Origin of the sequence: Rhodopseudomonas sp. P1, assembly GCF_039642825.1 — a bacterium.
In the GTDB taxonomy this organism is placed as follows: Bacteria; Pseudomonadota; Alphaproteobacteria; order Rhizobiales; family Xanthobacteraceae; genus Rhodopseudomonas; species Rhodopseudomonas palustris_H.
Map to the genome: position 1 here is coordinate 127,343 of NZ_CP088006.1, position 23,118 is coordinate 150,460.

Below are 23,118 nucleotides of genomic sequence, written 5' to 3' on the forward strand. Positions count from 1 at the left end.
ATGATCACCAAAGGCATCATTCTGGCCGGTGGCAGCGGAACAAGGCTGCATCCGATGACGGCTGCGGTGTCGAAGCAGTTGATGCCGATCTACGATAAGCCGCTGATCTATTATCCGCTGGCGACGCTGATGATGGCCGGCATCCGCGATATCCTGGTGATCTCGACGCCGGCCGATTTGCCGCGATTCCAGCAACTGCTCGGCGACGGCGCCTCGTGGGGCATGTCGTTCAGCTATGCCGAACAGCCGAAACCCGAAGGGCTGGCGCAGGCGTTCATCATCGGCGCCGACTTCGTCGCCGGCCAGCCGTCCGCTTTGGTGCTCGGCGACAATTTGTTCTACGGCCACGACCTGATCCCTCTGCTGCAGAATGCTGCGCAGCATCCGGAGGGCGCCACGGTGTTCGCTTATCAGGTCAGCGATCCGGAACGCTACGGCGTGGTCGAGTTCGATACCGATCAGGTCGCGCGTTCGATCGAGGAGAAGCCGTCACAGCCCCGCTCGAACTGGGCGGTCACGGGGCTTTATTTCTACGACCAGAACGTCGTCGAGATCGCAGCGAACCTGAAGCCCTCCGCACGCGGCGAGCTCGAGATCACCGACGTCAATCGTACCTACTTGGAACGCCGCAAGCTGCGGGTCGAGAAGATGGGCCGGGGGTTCGCCTGGCTCGACACCGGCACGCCCGATAGCCTGCTCGACGCCAGCGAGTTCGTGCGCGTGCTCGAGAAACGCCAAGGCTTCAAGATCTGCTGCCCCGAGGAGATCGCCTTCCGGTTCGGATGGATCGATGCGCGCCAGCTCGAACGTCTGGCGCAGCCGCTCGCCAAGAGCAATTACGGCGGCTACCTGCTCAAGCTGGCGGCGAACCCGTGAGCGGCGCAAGCCGCGCATCCGGACTTGCCCCGGCGGAGCGAAGCTGCTGAGGACAGCGGGCGCGCCGCCCCCGACAGAACAGAGACTTAGCCGTGCCGAAGAAGCTCTCCGACTACACCCTCGCCGACTGGAAGCGGCTGCGCCCGCTGTCGCAGGGCCTGAAGACCGCGCGGTATAATCGGATCGATCGGCGCTATCGGCAGCAACCCGCCAAGGTGGGAGATCCCGCCGCGGTGGCGAAGATGATTACCGGCCGGCGCGCGCTGTTCACGGTGGCGTATCAGGACCCGCAGGCGATCGACCTGCAGATACCGCTGATCCGGCTGTTCGTGCCCGATGCCGTTTATATCGTGGTCGACAATTCGCCCGACGACGACCGCGCCGCCGAGATCGAACGGATCGCCGAGACTCACGGCGTCCCCTATCTGCGCGCGCCCGATAATCCGTGGCAGAAGAGCAGCCGCTCGCATGGCATCGTCCTGAACTGGATCTGGCACAACATCATCCGGCCGGGCGCGCCGGAGCTGTTCGGCCTGCTCGACCACGATCTGTTTCCGACCGCGCCGGACGATCCGTTCGCGCCGCTCGCCACCCAGGACGTCTATGGCTACGTCCGCACCACCGAGCCACCGAGCGAGCGCTGGTTTCTGTGGGCCGGCTTCACCATGATGCGGTTCTCCGCGGTGCGCGACCTGCCGCTCGACTTCGGCCAGGACTGGTTCCTCGGCCTGGATACCGGCGGCGGCAACTGGGGTCCGCTGTACAGCAAGCTCGACCTTGCCAAGCTGCAGCAATCACCGTCGCGCTTCGTGCCGTACCGGGAAGGTCTCGCCACCTATGACGGGCCGTTTCAATGGTGCGGCAGCTGGCTGCACGAAGTCGGCCAGATGGGAGAGCCGGAGATCATGCGCGACAAGCGCCGGGTGGTCGTTGACCTGCTGACGCCGCATCTCGAAGCTGCGCGAAACCTGCCGCCGCGCTGATCCGGGTCAAAGCATCCGCCACGGCAACATCACAAGCTGTGGCGTCAGACGGATGCTGGAGCGGATGGCGAGAGGCCGAGCGAGGACGTGATGGCTGAGGCCGACAGCGGCGGCATCGTCACCGCCAGGAACGTCGATCTGTCGAGCTGCGACCGCGAGCTGGTGCAATATCCGGAAGCGATCCAGCCGCATGGCGCAATGCTCACGGTCGACGAGCAGTCCGACCGCGTGCTGCATGCCAGCGCCAATTGCGCGGCGTTCATCGGCAAGCCGCCGGAAGCGGTGATCGGCGCCCCGATCGCTTCCGTGCTCGGGCCGGGCTGGCGCGAGCTGATCGGCTCGCTGCACCGGATGCCGCTCGACAGCGGACCGGTCAACATCGCCCGGGAGTCCTTCGTCGGCTCGGACCAGGGCTGGCATCTGTTCGCCCACCGCTGCGGCGGCCTGATCATTCTCGAATTCGAGAAAGCCGAACCGGAGGCCGCCGGCACGACATCAAACCTGTATTCGGAGGTCCGCGCCGACCTCGCCGCGCTGCAGGCGACCGAGGGCGTGCAGGCATTCTTCGATCTCGCCGTCGAGCGGATCCGCGCCTTCACCGGCTACGACCGGGTGATGGCCTATCGCTTTGCCGAAGACGGCAGCGGCCAGGTGATCGCGGAGGCAAGGCGCGACGATCTCGAACCGTATCTCGGGCTGCATTATCCCGCGACCGACATCCCGGCGCCGGCGCGGCGGCTGTTCGCACTGAGCTGGGTGCGGCATCTGCCGGATGTCGGCTACACGCCGGTGCCGCTGCTCGCCGCCAATTCACCGCTGGTCACCGGTCCGGTCGACATGAGCTTTGCGAGCCTGCGCAGCGTCTCGGTGATGTACACCGGCTATCTGAAGAACATGGGCGTGCAGTCGACGCTGGTGATGCCGCTGGTGAAGGAAGGCCGGCTTTGGGGCCTGATCTCGGCGATGCATCATGCAGCTCCCCGCCACATCTCGCACCAGATGCGGATGGCGGCGGAATTTCTCGCCCACACGCTGTCGCTGCTGATGTCGGCCAAGGAAGACGCCGAGCAGTTCGAACGGATCAGCGTCCGTAAGGCAACCGCAGACGAACTCACCCGCCTGCTGACCAACGAGGCCGACGTCGGCGCAGCGTTACGCACCTCGGGCTCGCTCGATTTGCTGAATGCGATGATCGATGCCGGCGGCGTTGTGGTGCTGTCCGGCGGCGACTTAGCAACCCGCGGCGACACACCTACCCCCGGGCCGCTGCGCGAACTGACGACCTGGCTGCTCGATCGCGCCACACCGGTGTTCGCCACTGATCGGCTGCCGGGCCTCGATTCCGCCGCGCAAGCCGTCGCTAACCAAGCAAGCGGGGTGCTGGCGGTGCGGCCGCTGCCCGACCATCCGATGCTGATCGCCTGGCTGCGGCCCGAGCAGATCGAGGACGTGCAATGGGCCGGCGATCCGCGCAAGCCGGTCGAGATCAGCGAGGCCGACGGCATGCAACGGCTGCGGCCGCGCAACTCCTTCGCGCTGTGGAAGGAGAGCGTGCAGGGCCGCGCGGTGCCGTGGCGCGACGACGACAAGGATGCCGCCACGCGGCTCGCCGCCGCCATCGCCGAGATCGTCGCGACCCGCAAGGGACGGATCGAGCGGATCAACCGGGCGCTGGATGCGTCGCACTCGGAGCTGAGCCGCTACACCGACGTTGCCTCCGCCGAACTCAAGGAGCATCTGCGCGGCATCCACCATCTCACCACCTCGCTGCGCCGTCGCCAGGGCGAGGTGCTGGATGAGGAAGGGCGCCAGCAGGTCGCCACCATCCTGAAACTGACGCAGCGGATGGACGCGCTGGTCGATGCGCTGCTCGACCGCAGCCGAGGCGGCAGCGAAGCAGCCTCCGAGACGGTCGACCTCGACGCCGTGCTTGATGACGCCCTGGCGCCGTTCGCGCGCCGCATCGCCGAAGACCGCATCGACGTGCGTCGGCCGATGCGGCTCGGCACGGCGCAAGGCCACCGCGAATGGATCGGCGAAGTCTTCACCAATCTGATCGGCAATGCGATCCGCTACAACGACAAGCCGGAGCGCTGGATCGAAATCGGCGTCGAGGCCGGCCCGCCGCCGCGCTACTATGTGCGCGACAACGGCGTTGGGATCGCCGACGCCGACCAGCAATTGATCTTCCAGATGTTTCACCGCGTCGATCAGCCGGAGCAACGGGCGGACGGCGCCGGCGCTGGCCTCGCGATGACACGCCGGATCGTGGCGCATCACGGCGGGCGGATCTGGGTGCAGTCCCGCCCCGGCGAAGGCTCGACGTTCTACTTCACCCTCGCCCCCGAGGCGGAGCACGGCGATGCGTAGCATCGTCCGCCTCGGTCTGTCGCGGCTGCGCCCGCCGCTGATCCTGCTGGCGCTGGTGTTTACGCTGTCGACTCTCGGCCTGATGCTGATTCCCGGGGTGGACGCCCAAGGTCAGCCGTGGCGGATGACGCTGTTCGAGGCGTTCTACTTCGTCACTTATACGGCGACGACGATCGGCTTCGGCGAGCTGCCGCATCCGTTCACCGATCAGCAGCGCGGCTTCGTCACCATCATCATCTATCTGTCGGTGATCGGCTGGGCGTGGCTGCTCGGTTCGCTGCTCAGCCTGGTTCAGGAGAAGGCGTTTCAGCAGGCGCTGGTCGATCGCCGGTTTCGCCGCGCGGTCGAGAAGCTCGATCAGCCGTTCTATCTGGTGTGCGGGCTCGGCGACACCGGCATGACCGTGGTGCACGCGCTGCGCCAGCTCGGCTGCCGGCTGATCGCGATCGACAAGGACGAACGCTCGGTACAGCAGCTCGAGATCGAGGGGCTGAACGGCAAAGCTCCGGCGCTGGTCGCCGATGCCCGTTCGCCCGAAACTCTGACTGCCGCCGGCCTGATGAAACCCGAATGCAGCGGCGTGCTGACGCTGTGCAACGACGACGAGGTCAACCTCGCAGTCGCGATCGCGGCTTCGATCCTGCGGCCGGGCCTGCCGGTGATCGGCCGCGCCGATACGCAAGCGACCGCGGCGTCGATGAGTTCGCTCGGCACGCACCGGGTGATCAATCCGTTCCGCGAGTTCGCCGAACACCTCACGCTGGCGATGCGGGCGCCGGACGTCTATCGGCTGATCGCCTGGCTGACCAGCGCACCCGGCGCCTATCTGTTTCCAAGCGCGCCGGCGCGGATGCCGGCGGCGCCGGGCCATTGGATCGTCTGCGGCTACGGCCGGTTCGGCCGCGAAGTCGTGGCCGCCGTGCAGCGCGGCGGCTTCACCGCGGCGGTGATCGACCCGGTCGGCTCACGGATCGACGGTCATCACGCCGTCCACGGCCGCGGCGCCGATGTTGCGGCGCTGCACGAGGCCGGCATCGGCCATGCGTCGGGCATCGTCGCCGGCACCGACGATGACGCCGAGAATCTGGCGATTGCGCTGGCAGCGCGGCGGCTCAAGCCCGAGATCTTCGTGATCGCCCGGCAGAACCAGCGCGCCAGCCGGATGCTGTTCGCCAAGCTCGGCGCCGACATCACCATGGTGCCGAGCGAGATCATCGCCAATCAGTGTCTGGCCGCGCTGCGCACGCCGCTGCTGGCGGACTTCCTCGAAGCCGCACGTCACCAGGATGCGTTCTGGGCGTTCACACTGTCGGAGCGGCTGCGCGCCGCGCTCGGCAACGAGACGCCGCAGTTCTGGAGCACGATGCTCTACGCCGACCACGCACCGAATCTCGTCGGCAGCGATGGCGCGCTGAAACAGCCGGTGACGGTGGCGGAGCTTTGCGTGGATCCGGAGCACCAGGACGCCGCGCACCCGCTGCGGCGGCGTGCGATCGTGCTACGGCTGATCCGAGCCGACAGCACGATCGAGACGCCCGCAGACGATGCCGTGCTGCAGCCGGGCGATACGCTGCTGTGCGTCGGCTCCGCAGCCGTCCGTTCAACACAGCAGCGGCGGCTCGGAGGCCGCTGAGGCGCGTCAGAACGAGACGCGATGCAGCGCGACGCTGTCGTGCAGCGAGAACAGCGGCCCGTCGTACATAAACGAGCACTGGTGGATCACGATGCGATCCGCCTCGACGCTGACATGGGCGTAGTCCGGCGGCTCGTGCGAGCCCGGAATATGGCCTTCAGCAACGAGATCGAACGCGACCTGATGCGCCAGCCCGCGTTGGATGTGATACGGGATGCCACGCCACACGCCCGAGATCGGCCGGTGTAGATGGCCCATGAACAGATAGTCCGGCTTGCGGGTGCGGGCGATCACCTCCCACTCCGCATCCGGATTGGCGAGCCGGATCGTATCCATATAGCGCAGCCCGGTGTCGAACGGCGGGTGATGCTGGAACAGCAGCAGCGGCCGGTCGGCCGGCGCTTCCGCCAGTGCGTGTTCGAGGAACGCCAGCCGCGCATCGCACAGCAGTCCGGAATGATCGGGCGCGGCTTCATTCAGCGTGTCCAGCGTGACGATCGTCGCCGCCTCGAACACCTGCATGGCCTGCACGAAGCCGCTCGCATCGCGCGGCACGCCGGGGAAGAATTTGGCAAAGGCGTCGCGCTTGTCGTGATTGCCCATCATCAGGATGGTCGGCGCGCGCAATCCCGCCAGCACCGAAGCCAGATTGTCGTAGGCCGGCTCCTCGCCCCAATGCGCCAGATCGCCTGTGACGATCACGAAAGCGATGTCGGGATGCTCGCGGTTGATCCGCGCCACCGCGGCGGTGAGCCGCTCGGCCGGATCGAGCCCGTAGATGCGGCGGCCGCGCGCGACGAAATGCGTATCGGTGAGAACGACGAACTTCATCGCAGCATGGTCTCCCTGTTCCAGGCGTTGTAGTCGGGCGAGCCCTCGACCCGGATCTCGCCGGTGTAGCCGAACTCGACCATGTGAACGGTGACGTAGTCGTCGCCGAAGAACACCACGCCGTAGGACTCCGGCAGGTCGGAGGCGCTCAGCATCCGGCGCTCCGAGAACAGCGGATAGCTGGCATGGTTGGTGCCGCGCAGTGAACTTACCGGCACGCCGGCGACCGAGCCGGCGAGCGGCAGATGGCAATGGCCGAAGAAGATGTGGCGGATGCGGTCGCGGTGCCGGCCGACGATCTGGCGAAACGCGCCATCGTCCAGCAGCCCGATCTGGTCCATCGGGCCGAGATGCGTCGGCATCGGATTGTGATGCATGAACAGCAGGAACGGCCCGGGATGTTCGGCGAGCTGCCGGGTCAGCCACGCCCTGCGCGTGTCGCAATAGCACCCCGCATGGGTGCCGGCTTCGGCCGTGTCGAGCAGCAGGCAGCGGCCGGCCGGCGTATCGACCACGGCCTGCACCAGGCCGTCGTCGTCCGCAGCTTCCGGAAACACGCTCAGGAAAGTCTCGCGGCGATCGTGATTGCCGATGCACAACCGTACCGGAATCGGGAACGCACCCAGCTGCGCCTTCAGCCAGCGATAATCGTCGGCGTCGCCCCAGTCGGACAGATCGCCGGTGATCACCATCAGCTCGGCATCGTGATGGTCGCGCAGGATATGGGTCAGCGCCTTCTCGAAATTCAGCCGTGGATTGCGTCCGCCGATCGTCGCACCCGGCGTGGTGAGGTGGATGTCGCTGAGATGGATCAGTTTCATGGCCCGCTCCAAAACGAGACGCGACGGAGCGCAGGATGCACTCCGTCGCGAGTTTGTCCGCGCGTTACTTGGCGGCGCCGACGGTCTTCGGCAGCAGGGCCTGGACGTCGCGGCTCATGTCCGCCAGCACCACGTCCGGCTCCTTGGCGCGCGCGCCGGAGACGATCGAGTTGAGGTGGTCCTTGATCACATCGGTGATCTTCAGGCCGTTGTCGCCGGGGAAGGCGTACCACTTGGTCAGCAGGCCGAGCTGGCTGACCGCGGTGTAGTTGTTCGGGTTCTTCTCGTAGAAGTCCTTCAGATAGACGTCGTTGGCGACCTTGTTGGGCGGCATGTAGCCGGTGGTCTCGGCCATGATCGCCGCGCCCTTCGGGCCGGTCCAGAACTTCACCACTTCCCAGGCGGCGTCGCGCTTGGCCTTGTCCTTGGCGGTGATCAGCACGACGTTGCCGCCGGCCGGCAGACGTCCGTTCGGCTTGACCACGTCGGGGAACGCGATGGTCTTCAGCGCGAACTTGCCGCCGATCATATCGGTGGTCTTCTTCAGGTCCGAGGTCGAGGTGATGTGGATGCCGGTCTTGCCCGCCGCGAAGGTGGCGCGCATCGACGGCTGGTCGAGGTTCGGCATGCCGCCTTCGGTGACCAGGCGGGCGATGGTGCGCATCGCGAACTGGCCTTCGGGGCCGTCGAACGCCACCTTGGTCTCGTCCGCATTCAGCATCGAGCCGCCGCGGGCGAACACCGGCGCCTGCCACAGCCAGTTGCCGGTGATGTCCCAGGCATAGGTGATGCCGTTGGTGTCGGGGCCGAGCGCCTTGACCTTCTTGGCCAGATCCAACAGGCCGTCCCAGGTGGTCGGCAGGTTGTTCACGTCGCCGCCGGCCTGCTTCACCAGATCGAGATTGACGTAAACGATCGGCAGCGAGATCGCGAACGGCAGCGCATAGACTTTGCCGCTGGCGGTGCCGATGTCGTACATCGCCTGATGGAAGCCCTGCTTGTCGAAATCCTTCTCGGCCGCGATGTAGCCGTCGAGTGGCGCCGGGATATTCTTGTCGACCAGAACGCGGATGCGGTTCAGGCCCTGGAAGGTGACGTCGGGCAGCTGATTGGTCACCGCCTCGCGCAGCACCTTCTGGGTGGCCTCTTCGTACGACTCGTAAGGCGCCCGGAACGTCACCTTGATCTCCGGATGCACCTTGGCGAATTCTTCGGCGATCCGCTTGTGGGTCTCGGTGAACAGCTCCGGATAGGGGAACTGCAGCACCACTTCGGTCTGCTGCTGGGCGTGGGCGAAGCCGGCAACCAGCGACAGCGCGGCTGCGGCAATCCATCTCTTCATCATGCAAGTCTCCTGTTCGGGTCGATGCGGGTTATTTCAGTCCGGTCAGCGTGATGCCTTCGATGAAGCGGCGCTGCGCCAGCAGGAACGCGACGACGAGCGGGGTGATGATCACGATCGCGGCCGCCATCAGCGGGCCGTAGCTCGTGCCCGCCTCGGCGTTGCGGAAATGCGCCACTGCCAGCGGCGGCGTGTAATATTGCTGGCTGTTGAGCACGATCAGCGGCCAGAAATAATCGTTCCAGTGCGCCACCACGGAGAAGATGCCGAACGCCGTGACGGCCGGGATCGCGGTCGGCAGCATCACCCGCCAGACGATCGCGAACTCCGACATCCCGTCCATCCGCGCGGCGTCGAGCAGATCGTCCGGCACGGTCATGAAGAACTGGCGCATCAGAAAGATGCCGAACACCGAGATGGTGAACGGCAATACCAGCGCCGCGTAGCTGTCGAGCGCACTGAGCTGATGCAGCAGCAGGAACACCGGAATCGCGGTTGCCTGCGGCGGGATCAGGATGCCGAACAGCACCAGCGCGAACAGCGCCTTGCGCCCGAGAAAGCGCAGCTTGGCGAGCGCATAGGCGGCCGGCAGCGCGATCAGCACCTGGCAGGTGAAGATCGCCACCGTGACGATCACGCCGTTGAGCAGGAAGCGACCGAGATCGGCCTTGCCGAACGCGGTGCGGAGATTGTCCCACAGCGCGAAATGGCGCGGGATCAGATGCAGATCGCTGGAGTAGATTTCGTCCGGCGGCTTCGACGCGGTCGACAGCATCCAGACGAACGGCGCCAGCATCAGCACGGCGCCACACATCAGAGCGGCGTGGCGAAAGCTCGAGCGGATCAGGCTTCGTCGCGCGGCGCTCATGCGTAGTGCACCTGCTTGGCGGCGAGCCGCGACTTCACCAGGGTCAGCAGCAGCACCAGGCCGAGAAACACCACGGTCACCGCGGCGGCGTAGCCGGAGCGGAAGAACTCAAAGCCCTCCATGTACATGGTGTGGATCAGCACCTCGGTGGATTTCGACGGCCCGCCCTTGGTGAGGACGTGGACGGTGTCGAACACCTGAAACGACCGGATGCCGGTGATCACCACCACGAACAGCGTCACCGGTCCGAGCATCGGCCACGTCACCAGCCGGAACCGCGACCACGCACTCGCGGCGCCATCGATCTCGGCGGCGTCATAGAGATGCTTGGGGATCGACATCAGCCCGGCAAGGAACAGCACCATGTTGAAGCCGACCGCCTGCCAGATCCCGATCACGCAGAGCGCGTACAGCGCCGTGCCGCGATCCTGCAGCCACGGATGCGGCGCGAGGCCGACCATCTTGATCAGCCCGTTCACCAGACCGAACTGCGGATGCAGCATGAACTCCCACACGATCGCCATCGCGATCAGGGTGGCCATCACCGGCAGGAAGTAGATGGTGCGATAGAAGGCACGGAGATGCGTGCCGCTCTCGATCAGCATCGCCACGCCGAGGCCGAGGGCGACCGAGCCCGGCACCACGATCACCGCATAGGTCAGCGTATTGGTCAGCGAGATCCAGAACACCCGATCGGCGAACAGCTGCTGATAATTGGCAAGGCCGATCCAGGCGAACGACGGCGCGCCGAGCTGATAATCGGTGAACGACAGCGCGATGACGCCGGCGAGCGGACCGAGCAGCATCAGCAGCATCAGCGTGAACGCCGGCGCGACCAGACCGTAGGCGACGGCGCCGCGACTACGGCGACGCGGCTTGGCCGAAGCGCGCGCAGTCGCCGGGACACCGAGATCGCGCAGCGCGACGGCGGCATCGGACATGGTGACCTCAGACATGAGCCGCCTCCCGGATCATCTCGACCGAGGCTTCTGTGCGGATCGCAATGCGCTTGCCGGCGGCATCGAATAGCCGGATCGCCTCGGGCGCAAAGCCGAACCGCTGGGTGCTGCCGATCGCCGGCAGCCGCAGCGGATCGTCGAGCCGGATCACCACCGGATCGGTCAGTCCGTCACAGCCGAGATGCACGAACGCTTCGGCCCCCATGTTCTCGACATGCGCCACGACGCCGGACAAATCGCCGCCGCCGAGGCTCAGACGCTCCGGCCGGATCGCAACACGGCAGGGACCGGCGCTCGCCGCGGCGCGGGCCGCCAGCACGCGATCGAATATCACGATGCGGCCGTCGGCTTGCACCGCACCCGGCAGCACGTTGATCTTGGGGCTGCCGATGAATTCGGCGACGCGGATATCGCGCGGATTGTCGTAGACGTCGCTCGGCGTGCCGACCTGAACCAGTTCGCCGCCGATCATCACGGCGATCCGGCCGGACATCGTCATCGCCTCGGCCTGATCGTGCGTGACGTAGACAAAAGTCGCTTTGAGCCGGCGATGCAGCTGCGCGATCTCGGCGCGCATGTGCACGCGAAGCTTGGCGTCGAGATTGGAGAGCGGCTCGTCGAACAGGAAGCCGACCGGCTCGCGCACCAAAGCGCGGCCGACCGCAACCCGCTGGCGCTGACCGCCGGAGAGCTGTCCGGGCTTGCGCGTCAGCAGCGGCGAGATCTCGAGTTGTGACGCGACGCGCTCGACATCGGCCCGAATGCCGCGCTCGACGCGGTAGCGGTTCGGGATCAGCCGGCCGAGCAGCGGGGCCCGCTCCAGCGCCGACAACCGCTTCATCCGCAGCGGCACCGCGATGTTGTCGAACACCGACAGATGCGGGTACAGCGCGTAGGATTGAAACACCATCGCGAGGTTGCGCGCGCTCGGCCGGACGTGATCGACCGCAATGCCGCCGATCTTCACTTCGCCGGAGCTCTGCGGCTCCAAGCCGGCGATCACCCGCAGCAGTGTCGACTTGCCGCATCCGCTCGGGCCGACCAGCGACACGAACTCACCGTCGTGGATCGACAGATCGACGCCCTTGAGGACTTCGGTGTCGCCAAACGATTTGCGGATCGCGCTGAGCTCGATCTTCGCCATCACCTGTCCCCTGGCCTCGTTGCGATGCGGCACAGGGTTAAGGGCAGCGTCTGACAGTCACATAACGGTCAGCAGCTTGGCTTATGACCCTCACCAGGTTTCCTGGTGATGCGGAGACGTGAGCAGGATGGCTCTGACGTCGGCGCGGGTGCGCGCCGTCAACGCCGTGTTCGATGCCGGCAGCTTTGCAGCCGCGGCGCGGCGGATCGGCGTGACGCAATCGGCGGTGGCGCAATCGGTGCGCGAGCTCGAAGGTGAGTTCGGCGTGACGCTGTTCGAGCGCCATGGCGCCAATCTGATTCCGACCTCGCTGTGCCGGCAACTCTACGGTGCCACCAGCCGGATGCAGGCGGTCGAGACCGATGCGCTGTCGATCCTGTCGCAGCGCGAGGAGCTGGCCGGCGGCGAACTGCGCGTCGGGCTCGGCAACTCGATGCCCGGCATGGCGCTGATCGCAACCTTCAAGCAGATGTACCCCAAGGTGCAGGTCGCGATCGAAATCGGAAGCTGGTCGGCGATCGTCGCCGCAGTGGTCGATCAGCGCGTCGATATCGGCGTGCTACCGGACGTGCCGGCCGACCGGCGCTTCCGCCGCGAGATCTGTCTGGAGCAGCGCGTCGTGGCGCTGTGCCATCCGACCCATCCGCTGAAGAAGAAACCGCAGGTCTCGATCGCCGAGCTGATGCGCTATCCGCTGGTGTTCCGCACCCGCGATTCTTCAACGCAGCGCGCGGTCGATCGCGCATTCCGCACCGCCGGCCTGCGGCCGATCCCGTCGATCGTGGTCAACACCCGCGAAGGCATGCTGGAGGCGGTCGCCAACCATCTCGGCGTCGGCTTCATGTGGGAGCACGGCTCCAGCCGGGTCGACCGCATCGCCAAGGTGCCGATTGCCGAACTCGACGCCGAATCGCCGGAGTGTATCTTCGCGCTGTCCGGCAAGAAGGGACGGCTGGTCGAACTGTTCTTCCTCGCCAACGGCGCGCATTCGCCGCCGCGTGAGTGAGGCGGTCAGTTGCCGGTGGCGGCCGCCACGAAAGTTCGCACCACGTCGCTGGCCGGATGACGCAGGATCTCGGCTGGCGCACCGACTTGTTCGAGGCGGCCTGCCGACAGGATGGCGAGGCGATCGCATTGCATCGCCTCCAGGCCGTCATGGGTGACGATCAGCATCGTCAGTCCGCTGCGCGCATGGATGTCCCGCACGATCCGCCACAGCTCGGCGCGCACCAGCGCGTCGAGTGCGCTGAACGGCTCGTCGCAGAGCAGCAGATCCGGTTCGATCACCAACGCGCGCGCCAGCGCCACCCGCTGCCGCATCCCGCCGGAGAGCTGGCGCGGATATTTGCCGGCATCGTCGCCTGAGAGGCCGACGTTCGCGAGCATCGCCCGTGCACGCTCGCGGCGCTCGCGCTTGGGTGGGCCAAGCGCGATCAGCGGAAACGCCACGTTGTCGAGCGCGCTGCGCCACGGCAGCAACGCAGGATCCTGAAACACCATGCCGACCCGCGTGCTGCGGCGGTGCACGGCGCCGGCGTCCGGAATGATGAGTCCGCCGGCGAGCGCCAGCAGCGTACTCTTGCCGCTTCCGGACGGCCCCATCACCGCGGTGATCGAACCTGCCTCGACGTCGAGATCGATGCCGCGCAGCACCGGCGCCTGATAGCCGAACCGCACACCGCGGAACTGCAGCAGCGGCCCCCTCATCGGTCGCCACTCCGCTCGTCGTCGCGCCATAGCCACAGCCGGCGCTGCAGCGGCTGCAACACGCCGGCATCGACCACGATCAGCACGCCGACCACGACCACCACCCAGGCCATGGTTTCGGCGGTGTCGACATGAGCGCGCGCGGTGGCCAGACCATCGCCGATCCCGCCGGCGCCGGCGAGCAGCTCGGCCATCACCGCGACCTTCCAGGACATCGCCAGCGTCGTCACCAGCGCGGGGAACAGATGGCTCAGTAACTGCGGTCCGTACACCTCGGTCAGCCGCGCCGACAGCGGCACCTGGTAGACCCGCGCCATCCGGGCCAGCATGCCGTCGAGGCTGCGCACGCCCTCGAGCGCCGCGGCGAACAGCATCGGCCCGGTGGCGGCCGCGACCGTCACCACCACCGCCCAGCGGCCGCCGAACCACAGCAGCGCCATCACCACCCAGGCGATCGCCGGTACCCCGAGCAGAATGATCGCAACCGGCTGCAGCGCGCGCTGCGCTTCTTCGCGCAGGCCGGCAAGCATCCCGGCACACGAGCCAAGCAAAACGCCGATGATCCAGCCAAGCCCGGCATTGCCGGCGGTCTCGAGCAGCGCCGGCCCGACCTGTCCGGCCCGGATCATCCGCCACAGCGTTAGCGCCGTGTCGCCGAGCCCCGGAAGGACCAGCGGCCCATACACCCGATGGCCAATCTCCCACAGCGCCAGCAGCAGCGCGAGGCCGACGAGGCTCCAGGCCCACGAGATCCGCGCGCTACCCCCCATAGAATGCCACGTCCGGCAGCCGGCCGCCGACGATGCCGGGATCAAGTTCCATCAAATTCTTGAAGTACACTTCGATGTCGTCACGCGCCTGCCGCGCGGCAACGACATCGAGGCGGACATGCGGCAATGACGCGGCGATCACTGCGGCCGGCAGGCCGAGCGCCGGCGCGGCCAGCTCGGCGGCCTCGCGCGGATGTGCCGCAATCCAGCTACTCGCTTCGACGCAGGCGGCCTGGACCGCAGCGACGACCTCGGGCTGGGTGTTCAGCAGCTCGGCGCTGACCGCGAGCCCGACCTGCGGAATCCGCGGTCCCCGCCCGGTGTGGCGGCCGTACAGCTCCGCGATATCCAACACCCGGTACACCGGCTTGCCCTCCTGCTGGCCGCGGAGCAGCGCAGTGGTGGCGGCAGGCTCGTGCAACACGGCGACGTCGCTACGGCCGGCGAGAAACAGCGGCACCGCCTCGCCGGGCGAGCCGACATATTCGCAGCGGACGTCGCGGTCCGGATCAAGCCCAGCCCAGCGCAGCACCAGCCGAAACAACAGATCGGGCGCTTCATTCTTGTTCGACAGCAAAATGCTGCGGCCGGCGAGGTCGGCGACCGACCTGATCGCCGGATCGCGCGCCATCACGTAGAGCACACCCCAGGTGACGACGTTCAGCATCCGCGTCCCGGCGCCGCGATTGAAGAAATTGGCGGCCGCGTAGGTCGAGGTCGCGAACAGCCGGAACTGTCCCGACGCAATCCCGGCGCGCATCTGGTCGGTGCTCTTCCAGAGCTGAAACCGTATCCCCGGCGCGGCCTGCTGCAGCCGCTCCGACGCGACGGCGCGAACGAACAGCGCCGATGGGGTCGCCGGAATCCCCCACAGCGTCAGCGGCTCCGCGGCGAACGTCCTTGTCAGCCCCAGAGCCGGCAGTGCCGCGAGGCCGCGCACCACATCACGTCGATTGGGGACCAGGTGCTGTGGCGGCGACATCCTTTGCGCTCCCCGTTAGTACAGGATCGTGCTCATGGTGAGATCGTCCCAGATCTCCTTGACGGTGTGCTGCAGCTCTCGTTTGCGCGAGGCGTAGTGGGTGTGCAGCAGCCGGTGCGCGATCTCGGAATTCGGCGCCTGCAGCAGTTCGCGATACAGCGCCTGCACCTGGGGATTGTTGTGCGACTGCCGGACCGTGGCAGCCCGGTCGACATTGTAGATGGTCTCGCGCCGTTTCAGCGCGAGCGGCAGATACGCTTTCTTCGACCGCAGCGACCCGCCGCCGTCAACGCAGCCGCCCGGACAGGCCATCACTTCGATGAAGTCATAATTGGCTTGCCCGCTCAGCACCGATTCCACCAGCCGGCGCGTGTCGCCGAGGCCGTGAACCATCGCGACCTTGACCTCGCCGACCGGGCCGCCGAGATCGACAACGGCCTCGCGCAGGCCTTCAAAGCCGCGAAGCTGCGTCAGCTCGATCCGGTCCAGTTCGCGGCCGTTGACCAGCGCGTAGATAGTCCGCACCGCCGCTTCCATCACACCGCCGGTGGTGCCGAAGATCGCGCCAGCGCCGGAATAGGCGCTGAGGAACGGACGATCGAACTGCGACGACGGCAGGTCCTTCAGGTCGATGCCCTCGCGGCGCAGCAGACGAGCGAATTCGCGTGTGGTCAGCACCAGGTCGGTCTCGGGCTGCCCGTCATGAACCATCTGCGGCCGCACCGCCTCGTCCTTCTTGGCGATGCACGGCATGATCGAGATCACCCGGATGCGCTCGGCCGGCACGCCGAGCTGTTCGGGCAGATAGCTCTTGGCGATCGTCGACAGCACCTGCTGCGGTGACTTGGTCGAGGACAACAGCGGCAGCACGTCCGGATAGTGGATCTCGGCGAAGTTGATCCAGGCCGGACAGCATGAGGTGAAGGTCGGCCGCCGCCCCTGCTTCAGCCGCGCCAGCAGCTCGGCGCCCTCCTCCATGATCACCACGTCGGCCGCGAAGTTGGTGTCGAGCACAACATCGACGCCGAGCTTGCGGCAGGCGGCGATGATCTGGCCTTCGACATTGGTGCCGGCCGGCAGGCCGAATTCTTCGCCGAACGCCACCCGCACGGCGGGGGCGAACTGCACCACGGTGACGACGTCCGGATCGCAGATGTAGTCGAGCGCCCGGTCGGTCTCGTCGCGCTCGCCGAGCGCACCGGTCGGGCACACCAGCACGCATTGGCCGCAGGAGACGCACACCGAATTCGGGTAGCCGTCGGCGTCGCGCAGCGCCACCATCCGCTCCAGCCCGCTGCCTTCGATCGCCAGCGCGTCGATCTTCTGGTGATAACGGCAGATCGCGACGCAACGCTGGCAGCGGACGCAGCGCCGCATATCGCGCACCATCGCGGGCGAGCTTTGATCGACCGGGCGCGCCTCGGTCCGCTCGCGATCGAAGAACCGGTTCTGCTGCAGCCCGACGAACTGCGCCAGATCCTGCAGCTCGCAGCTGCCGTGGCGGATGCAGGTGGCGCAATCCTGCAGATGATCGGCCATCAGCAGTTCGACCTGCAGGCGCTGCATGTCGCGCGCCTTCTTGGAGCGGGTCTGCACCTCCATGCCGTCGCGCACCGGCGTATTGCAGGCGGTGACGATCTGCGGCGTGTCCTTGCCGGCCTGCAGAATCTCGACCAGGCACACCCGGCAGGCGCCGGGGGCGTGATCGATGTCTTCCAATTCGCACAGCGTCGGGATGTAGACGTCGTAGCGCCGCGCGCAGGACAGGATGGTCTCGTTGGCAAAGCCGGCGCAGGCGACGCCGTTGATCGAGAGCGTGATCGTCGCCTCGGCGGGATCGCGGGCGGACTGGCTGGCCTGATCGGGCGTGCACATCGCTTCAAGCCGCTCCTTCCGGGATCGGATGCTTGGTGACGACGGAGTAGACGCGATAGCAGCGCATGCAGCGCTGGGTCTCGGCATAGGCGGCGCGGGCGTCGATGGTCTGCTCGACCTCGCCGAACATGTGCTTGCGCAGCTCGGGATCGATTTCGGGATTGTGCACCCGGTAGGCGTTGCGAACCGGCGCCTCGACGATCTCGTTGGCAAGCATATGATTGTCGGCGATCAGCTTGCGCATCCGCGACCGCTTGAAGAACCGCACCGAGCCGCGCTGGATCCAGTCATCGATGTTGCGCGCCGCCTTCAGGCCGGCGGCCATCGCATAGACCAGCGTCGACGGACCGGTGACGCAATCGCCGCCGGCGAACACGCCCGGCCGCGAGGTGGCGAGCACCCGATCGGTCGCGACGCAGCGCCAGCGGTCGAACGCGATGCCGTCGCTCTCGATCAGCGGACCGTCCTCGACCTGCTGGCCGATCGCGGCGATCAGCACGTCGCAGTGCATCGCCGTCTCGCTGCCCGGGATCGGCTTCACCGAGCGCCGCCCGCCGGCATCGGGCTCACTCGCCTGCATCCTGGTCAGCACCACGCCGGTGACCTTGCCGTGCTCGATGACGATCTCGGCCGGCGCGCTGAGGACGTGAAACTCGACGCCTTCGGCGCGGGCGGCCTCGATCTCTGCCGGATCGGCCGGCATGTCGGCGAGGGTGCGGCGATAGACGACGTGGACCTTCTCGGCGCCGAGGCGGATCGCCGACCGCACGCAGTCCATCGCGACATTGCCGCCGCCGACCACCACCACTTCGCCGCTCAGCACCAATGGCGCTATGCCGTCGACGTGGTCGTGAACCTTGAGCAGGAAGTCGATGCCGCTGAAGTAGCCGGCGTGGGCATTGTCTTCGCCCGTAACGCCGAGCCGGGCGCCTTGCTGACAGCCGAGCCCCAGGAACACCGCGCGGTAGCCGCGCGCGAACAAATCATCGATCGAGAAGTCACGGCCGAGCCGTTGATCGAACAGGAACCGGCCGCCGAGGTCGACAATGATGTCGGTCTCCAGCGCCAACGTATCCTTGGGCAGCCGGTAGCTCGGGATGCCGATCTGCGCCATGCCGCCGGCCTGGCTGGCCTTGTCGAAGACGTCGACGTGATAGCCGCGTAGCAATAGGTGATAGGCGCAAGAGATGCCGGCCGGGCCGGCGCCGACCACCGCCACCCGCATGCCGTCGGCGAGCGGCTTGCGGATCATGTCGCGGGTGAACTTCAGCGCGTGCGGGCCGCTCTGCTGGTCGGCGACGTAGCGCTTCAGCGTCTTGATGCCGACGGCTTCGTCGACGAATTTGCGCCGGCACGCCTGCTCGCAATAGCGGACGCAGACCCGGCCGCAGGTCGCCGCCATCGGGTATTTCTGCAGCAGCACGCCGAGCGAATTCTCCGGCTTGCCGTCGCGGATGTAGTCGATGTAGCGCGGCACGTTGACCTTGGAGGGACAGGCCTCGATACACGGCGCCGTCACATATGCCATGCCGTGCTGAGCCGGGATCGGCCGGTGCTGCGCCAGCTCCTGTTCGATCCGTTCGCGAAAATCCCGCAGCGCCGCCAGCAGCGCGACCGCGCAGGTCTGCCCGAGCCCGCACAGCGAGGTCTGGCGGATCTGCTCGCCGAGCATCACGATGTCGTCGAGCGTCAGCGCGGCATCCAGCCCGCGGCGCATCTGATCGAGGCCATCGCGGATCAGCACCGTCCCGATCCGGCAGGGTGTGCAGGCACCGCAGGATTGTTCGGCGGCGGCTTTCAGGTAATGAAATAACGCATCGACCAGCGAAACCGTGGGATCGAACACGAAGAACCCGCGGTCGGCGATGAAGGCGCGGATCGCGTTACCCTCGTCGAACTCATCGAAGTTCGCCAGCTCGTAGTCCGCCGCCCGCGCCTCGGCCGCGCCGGCTCGTGCGTCGTAGGCAACACCGTCCCAGACCCCGTAAACTACCTGCGTCATCCCGACCCCGCCCCAGGGTACCGCCCGCATCGATCAGCTAATCAAAGCTGATTTGCGCTGAAACCGTGATGACACAGATCAGAAATAACCGATCCGGCCCGACGGGAGACGGGACAGAGTGTCATATTAGCAAGGTGGGGCCGTCGGGGCGGAGCAAAGAGGAAGCGCTAACCGCTAAAACAACTCGAAATCGCAATCCGTTGCGGCGGGCGCCGCCTGTTTGGTGGCGATTCCGAACGGCAGCAGGAATTGGCGATGGACGTCGCGCTCGCGCTCCATCGTGTAGCGAACGTAGAGTTCATCGAGCACGGCTTCGTCCTGATGGCTGAAGGAAGCCCGGCCCAGATCGCCCCCGGCTTCTTCAAGGCATTTTGCTACCGCCGGCAGCGTCGAGGCGCTGGAGGCGAGCGATGTCATCTGTTCGCGGGCGCCGTTCATCACCGCGTCGAACTTGGCACCTTCCTCGATCAGCCGGCCGATCAGTCCGCCGAGACGGTCATTGCCGGCCTCGACGTCGTGCAGGGTTTGGAGAATGGCATTCTCCATACTGGTCAGCTTGGTCTGATCGCTGCTCACGCGGGACTTGCGAAGGTCGTCGCCGACCTTGGCGATCTCGCTCAGCAGAGGCCTCAGCCGGGCCGCCGCCCCAGTCATCTGGTCGGCGGTCAACTTCATTTCATGCGCGATCACCACGAAGGCGCGGCCTTTGGCGCCAAGATGCCCGGCGCGAAGCCCGGCATTCATGCCGATCAGCGAGATGTCGACCACCGAGTCCGACAGATTGGCGATCGCCTCGCGAAACTTCTCCAGCGTGTTTTCGACTACGCTGAGCGCCTCGTCGATCGAGCGGCCGCCGTCTTCGCACATCGCGATCAGGCTGGAAGCCTGGGCGAGAGTCTGCCGCACCCGCGATAGGAACGAGGCCGAACCGCCCTCCCGGCCGCCGTGCAGCGACCGGCCCTTTTCGACCAGTGTCGCGACTTCAGTCAGAATCGTCGAAAGTGCCCGGACGATGTCGCCGATGCCGGCGTCGAATTCCTGTTGGGTGTCGTGGAGCTGCACCGCTTCGAGATTGACCAGCAGCCGGGGCAGCGGCTGAACCTCGGTCATGTCCGGCACCAAGGTCGGCTCCGGGTCGGCGGCGCGCCGCAGGCCTTCGCAAACGTGCTCCAGGCGCTGACGCGTACTATCGCCGGCTTGCAGCGAGATGATCGAGCGTCCGACCACCTCGCTGATGGTGCGCGCACTGCTGCCCGCCAGCTCGGCGACACCGACGCTGTCGTTGCGCTGGCGGCCGAGATCGGCAAACGCCGACATCAATTCGCCGCCGGAGGCACCGAGCTGCGGCCGGTAGCGCCGCTCGAATTCGCTTTGCCGGCCCCAGGTGGTTTCCACCGCCGCAGCCAGCAGTTGCTGATCCTTGACGCAGGCCTCGATCGACGACTGCACGGCCTTGCCGAGATCGTACGCCTCGCGGGTGAACGCAATGAAGCCTTCGCGATCGCCCTCGAGCGAGGCCGACTCGATCTTGGCGCTGCGCGCGATCGTGGTGATCATCTCAACGTGTTTGAGTAGTTGTTTCAGCAGCGAGCCCGCCTCGGCCACGCTGCGACGCAGCTGATCGAGCAGCGCACTTTCCGCCGGCAGCGTATCGGCGAGGCTCTTCAGGCGGCCCGCGATGTCGCGCAGCGCGCCGGACGCGCCTTCAATCTGCGCCGACGACAGTTCACGCGCGAGGTCGGTCAGGGCCTCATTGAGCCCCTGAAAGATGCCATGACCTTCGCCGAGCTGCCCGCCGACCTGGGCGAAGGTAGTCTCAATTCGAGACGCAACGAGTTCGATCGACGCAACGGCGTCGGCAATCGGATGTTTCAATCGGGACACAACTTCAATCCGCTGAGGCAGGCTGCTTGGCTTGCTGCCAGGCCATGATCTCGCGCGGGATCTGGTTCAGCGACACCACCTTCTCGACAGCGCCGCAGGCAATCGCCTCCTTCGGCATGCCGAACACTACGCAGCTCTCTTCGTCCTGCGCGCAGGTGTAGGCGCCCAGTTTGCGCATCTCGAGCAGGCCGCGGGCGCCATCGTCACCCATGCCGGTCATGATGATGCCGAGCGCGTTGGCGCCGGCATATTGGGCAGCCGATCGAAACAGCACGTCCGCCGAGGGACGATGCCGCGACACCGGCGGACCATCCTTGATGGCGATCTGATAGCGCAGCCCGCTGCGGACCAGCAGCATGTGCCGGGCGCCGGGGGCGATATAGGCCCAGCCCGGCAGCACCGGATCGCCGTCTTCGGCTTCCTTGACGTTGATCTGGCAGCCGGCGTTGAGCCGCTTGGCGAACGCCGCGGTGAAGCCCTGCGGCATGTGCTGCACGATCAGAATGCCGGGGCAGTTCGGCGGCAGCACTTCGAGCACGTCGTACAGCGCCTCGGTGCCGCCGGTGGAGACGCCGATGCACACGATCCGTTCGGTGGTCGGGCGCGACCGCCCGGCGACCGGCGGCGGGATGATCGCATCCGCCGTCAGCTTCTGTTCGATGACTTTGCGGGCGGCGCGGGGGCGGACGCGGGCGCGGGCCGCAGACTTGATCGCTTCGCGTAGGCGGCCGGAGCTCTCCATCAGCGCCTGGCGGGTATCGATCCGCGGCTTGGGTACAATATCGACGGCGCCCGCCTCGAGCGCCTCGAACATCAGGTCAGAGCCTTCGGGTGTCAGCGACGAGCAGATCACCACCGGGATCGGATGCTGCGCCATGATCTTGCGGAGGAACGTCATGCCGTCCATCCGCGGCATCTCGATATCGAGCAGGATGACGTCGGGGAGTTCGTTCTGCAGCCGCTTGGCCGCGACGAACGGATCGGACGCGGTCCCGATCACTTCGATTTCGGGGTCTTCGGCCAGGATGGTGCCGAGGACCTGTCGCACCGAGGCGGAGTCGTCGACGATCAGGACCCGGATCTTCTGCTTCGCCATCTGATGCGCTCCAATCATCCTACAGTTTAAAGACGGTTGGTTGAACCTGCCTTAACTTCGGCAGGGCGCTGTGAATCATCGACTCGGAATGGCCGACCAGAAGGTAGCCGCCGGGTCGCAGATGTGAGCACAGCTGCTCGACGACTTTGCGCTGGGTCGCGCGGTCGAAATAGATCAGTACGTTGCGGCAGAAGATGACGTCGACGTCCCGGTCTACCGGGTAGGACGTATCCATCAGGTTCATCCGCGTGAAATTGGTCAGCCGGCGCAGCTCGGGCACCACCCGCACTTCATCGCGGCTGCGGTCGCGCGAGCTCAGGAAGTAACGCTCGACGAACTGCGGCGGCACCGGTGCGGTGACTTCGCGATTGTAGATCGCCGCGGTGGCGACGCGCAGAACGGCGGTCGAAATATCCGTGCCGAGAATCCGGAACTGAAACCGCGACCCGGCCCGCACCATGTCGTCCAGCACCATCGCGGTGGTGTAGGCCTCCATGCCGGTCGAACAGGCCGCACTCCAGACCTTCAGATCGTTGGACTTGCGGTTCGGCAGCTTCAAGAGATCCGGCACCGCGACGGTTCTCAGGAAGTCGAAATGCTGTGGCTCGCGGAAGAAGTCGGTCTTGTTGGTCGTGACGACATCGATCAGATGCGTCAGTTCATCGTCGAGCACCGACTTGTCGAACAGGTTATCGACATACTCGCTGACGCCCGAATAGTTCAGTGCCCGCACCCGTTTGTGCAGCCGTCCCTCGAGCATCAGACGCTTGGCGTTCGGCATCTTGATGCCGACCTGGTCTTCGATCAGCTCGGCAAGGGACCGGAATTGCCTGTCGGAAAGCTGGCGTTTGGCGTGGACCATCAAGCTACTCGTCAATTCGGTCCAGCGACCGTTCGTCTCGCATTCAACACCGGCTCCGTCGTGGCACGACGGCCTGCCGGAGTTCCTCGAAAGTGAACGCCCGACCCGGGGCG

19 protein-coding genes are annotated in these 23,118 nt (G+C 66.4%); 5 read left to right on the forward strand and 14 right to left on the reverse strand.

Annotated features, from left to right (window positions below; genetic code table 11):
* The 4 genes from rfbA (at position 1) to LRC39_RS00610 (ending at position 5,862) form a co-directional block, all read left to right on the forward strand.
* Positions 1–876 (forward strand): glucose-1-phosphate thymidylyltransferase RfbA, encoded by an 876-nt coding sequence (gene rfbA, locus LRC39_RS00595; RefSeq protein WP_346296015.1) that lies wholly within the window; start codon positions 1–3, stop codon positions 874–876.
* Positions 877–968: 92 nt separating this feature from the next.
* Positions 969–1,859, forward strand: a complete 891-nt coding sequence (locus LRC39_RS00600) for a hypothetical protein (RefSeq protein WP_346296016.1) — start codon at positions 969–971, stop codon at positions 1,857–1,859.
* Positions 1,860–1,949: 90 nt separating this feature from the next.
* Positions 1,950–4,229, forward strand: a complete 2,280-nt coding sequence (locus LRC39_RS00605; protein WP_346296017.1) for an ATP-binding protein — start codon at positions 1,950–1,952, stop codon at positions 4,227–4,229.
* Positions 4,222–5,862: a potassium channel family protein gene (locus tag LRC39_RS00610; protein WP_346296018.1), complete on the forward strand. Its 1,641-nt coding sequence runs from the start codon at positions 4,222–4,224 to the stop codon at positions 5,860–5,862. Before LRC39_RS00605 ends, LRC39_RS00610 begins: the two co-directional genes overlap by 8 nt.
* Positions 5,863–5,868: 6 nt before the next feature.
* Here the strand turns inward: LRC39_RS00610 and LRC39_RS00615 are convergent, their stop codons facing one another.
* From LRC39_RS00615 to LRC39_RS00640, 6 genes are all read right to left on the reverse strand, one after another.
* A complete protein-coding gene (locus LRC39_RS00615; RefSeq protein WP_346296019.1) occupies positions 5,869–6,693 on the reverse strand; it encodes a phosphodiesterase in 825 nt (274 codons plus the stop codon).
* Positions 6,690–7,514 (reverse strand): phosphodiesterase, encoded by an 825-nt coding sequence (locus LRC39_RS00620; RefSeq protein ID WP_346296020.1) that lies wholly within the window; start codon positions 7,512–7,514, stop codon positions 6,690–6,692. The genes LRC39_RS00615 and LRC39_RS00620 overlap by 4 nt, the downstream gene beginning before the upstream one ends.
* 64 nt (positions 7,515–7,578) lie before the next feature.
* Positions 7,579–8,859, reverse strand: coding sequence for an ABC transporter substrate-binding protein (locus LRC39_RS00625; RefSeq protein WP_346296021.1), 1,281 nt, complete (start codon positions 8,857–8,859; stop codon positions 7,579–7,581).
* 28 nt (positions 8,860–8,887) lie between these two features.
* Positions 8,888–9,724, reverse strand: coding sequence for a carbohydrate ABC transporter permease (locus LRC39_RS00630; protein WP_346296022.1), 837 nt, complete (start codon positions 9,722–9,724; stop codon positions 8,888–8,890).
* Positions 9,721–10,680 carry a carbohydrate ABC transporter permease gene (locus LRC39_RS00635; protein WP_346296023.1) on the reverse strand — a complete coding sequence of 320 codons (960 nt, stop codon included), beginning with the start codon at positions 10,678–10,680 and terminating at the stop codon, positions 9,721–9,723. Before LRC39_RS00635 ends, LRC39_RS00630 begins: the two co-directional genes overlap by 4 nt.
* Positions 10,673–11,827, reverse strand: a complete 1,155-nt coding sequence (locus tag LRC39_RS00640) for an ABC transporter ATP-binding protein (protein WP_346296024.1) — start codon at positions 11,825–11,827, stop codon at positions 10,673–10,675. The genes LRC39_RS00635 and LRC39_RS00640 overlap by 8 nt, the downstream gene beginning before the upstream one ends.
* Positions 11,828–11,954: 127 nt before the next feature.
* Between LRC39_RS00640 and LRC39_RS00645 the strand changes: the two genes are divergently transcribed.
* Positions 11,955–12,833: a LysR family transcriptional regulator gene (locus tag LRC39_RS00645; protein ID WP_346296025.1), complete on the forward strand. Its 879-nt coding sequence runs from the start codon at positions 11,955–11,957 to the stop codon at positions 12,831–12,833.
* A gap of 5 nt (positions 12,834–12,838) precedes the next feature.
* On the opposite strand, the gene LRC39_RS00650 is transcribed toward LRC39_RS00645, so the two are convergent.
* The 8 genes from LRC39_RS00650 to LRC39_RS00685 all read right to left on the reverse strand — a co-directional run bounded on the left by LRC39_RS00650 (position 12,839) and on the right by LRC39_RS00685 (position 23,005).
* The gene (locus tag LRC39_RS00650) at positions 12,839–13,534 is read right to left on the reverse strand and encodes an ABC transporter ATP-binding protein (RefSeq protein WP_346296026.1); all 696 of its coding nucleotides are present in this window, start codon (positions 13,532–13,534) and stop codon (positions 12,839–12,841) included.
* Entirely contained in the window at positions 13,531–14,304 is a 774-nt protein-coding gene (locus LRC39_RS00655; RefSeq protein WP_346296027.1) for an ABC transporter permease, read from the reverse strand. The genes LRC39_RS00650 and LRC39_RS00655 overlap by 4 nt, the downstream gene beginning before the upstream one ends.
* Positions 14,294–15,286 carry an ABC transporter substrate-binding protein gene (locus LRC39_RS00660; protein WP_346296028.1) on the reverse strand — a complete coding sequence of 331 codons (993 nt, stop codon included), beginning with the start codon at positions 15,284–15,286 and terminating at the stop codon, positions 14,294–14,296. Before LRC39_RS00660 ends, LRC39_RS00655 begins: the two co-directional genes overlap by 11 nt.
* A 15-nt stretch (positions 15,287–15,301) precedes the next feature.
* On the reverse strand, positions 15,302–17,161 hold the full coding sequence (locus LRC39_RS00665) for a [FeFe] hydrogenase, group A (RefSeq protein ID WP_346296029.1): 1,860 nt from the start codon (positions 17,159–17,161) through the stop codon (positions 15,302–15,304).
* 4 nt (positions 17,162–17,165) lie between these two features.
* Positions 17,166–19,163, reverse strand: a complete 1,998-nt coding sequence (locus LRC39_RS00670) for an FAD-dependent oxidoreductase (RefSeq protein WP_346296030.1) — start codon at positions 19,161–19,163, stop codon at positions 17,166–17,168.
* A 174-nt stretch (positions 19,164–19,337) separates the two neighbouring features.
* Entirely contained in the window at positions 19,338–21,047 is a 1,710-nt protein-coding gene (locus LRC39_RS00675) for a chemotaxis protein (protein WP_346296031.1), read from the reverse strand.
* Between the two features lie 4 nt (positions 21,048–21,051).
* Positions 21,052–22,143, reverse strand: coding sequence for a protein-glutamate methylesterase/protein-glutamine glutaminase (locus LRC39_RS00680; protein WP_263990122.1), 1,092 nt, complete (start codon positions 22,141–22,143; stop codon positions 21,052–21,054).
* A gap of 19 nt (positions 22,144–22,162) precedes the next feature.
* A complete protein-coding gene (locus tag LRC39_RS00685; RefSeq protein WP_107353758.1) occupies positions 22,163–23,005 on the reverse strand; it encodes a CheR family methyltransferase in 843 nt (280 codons plus the stop codon).
* Positions 23,006–23,118 lie beyond the last annotated feature (113 nt).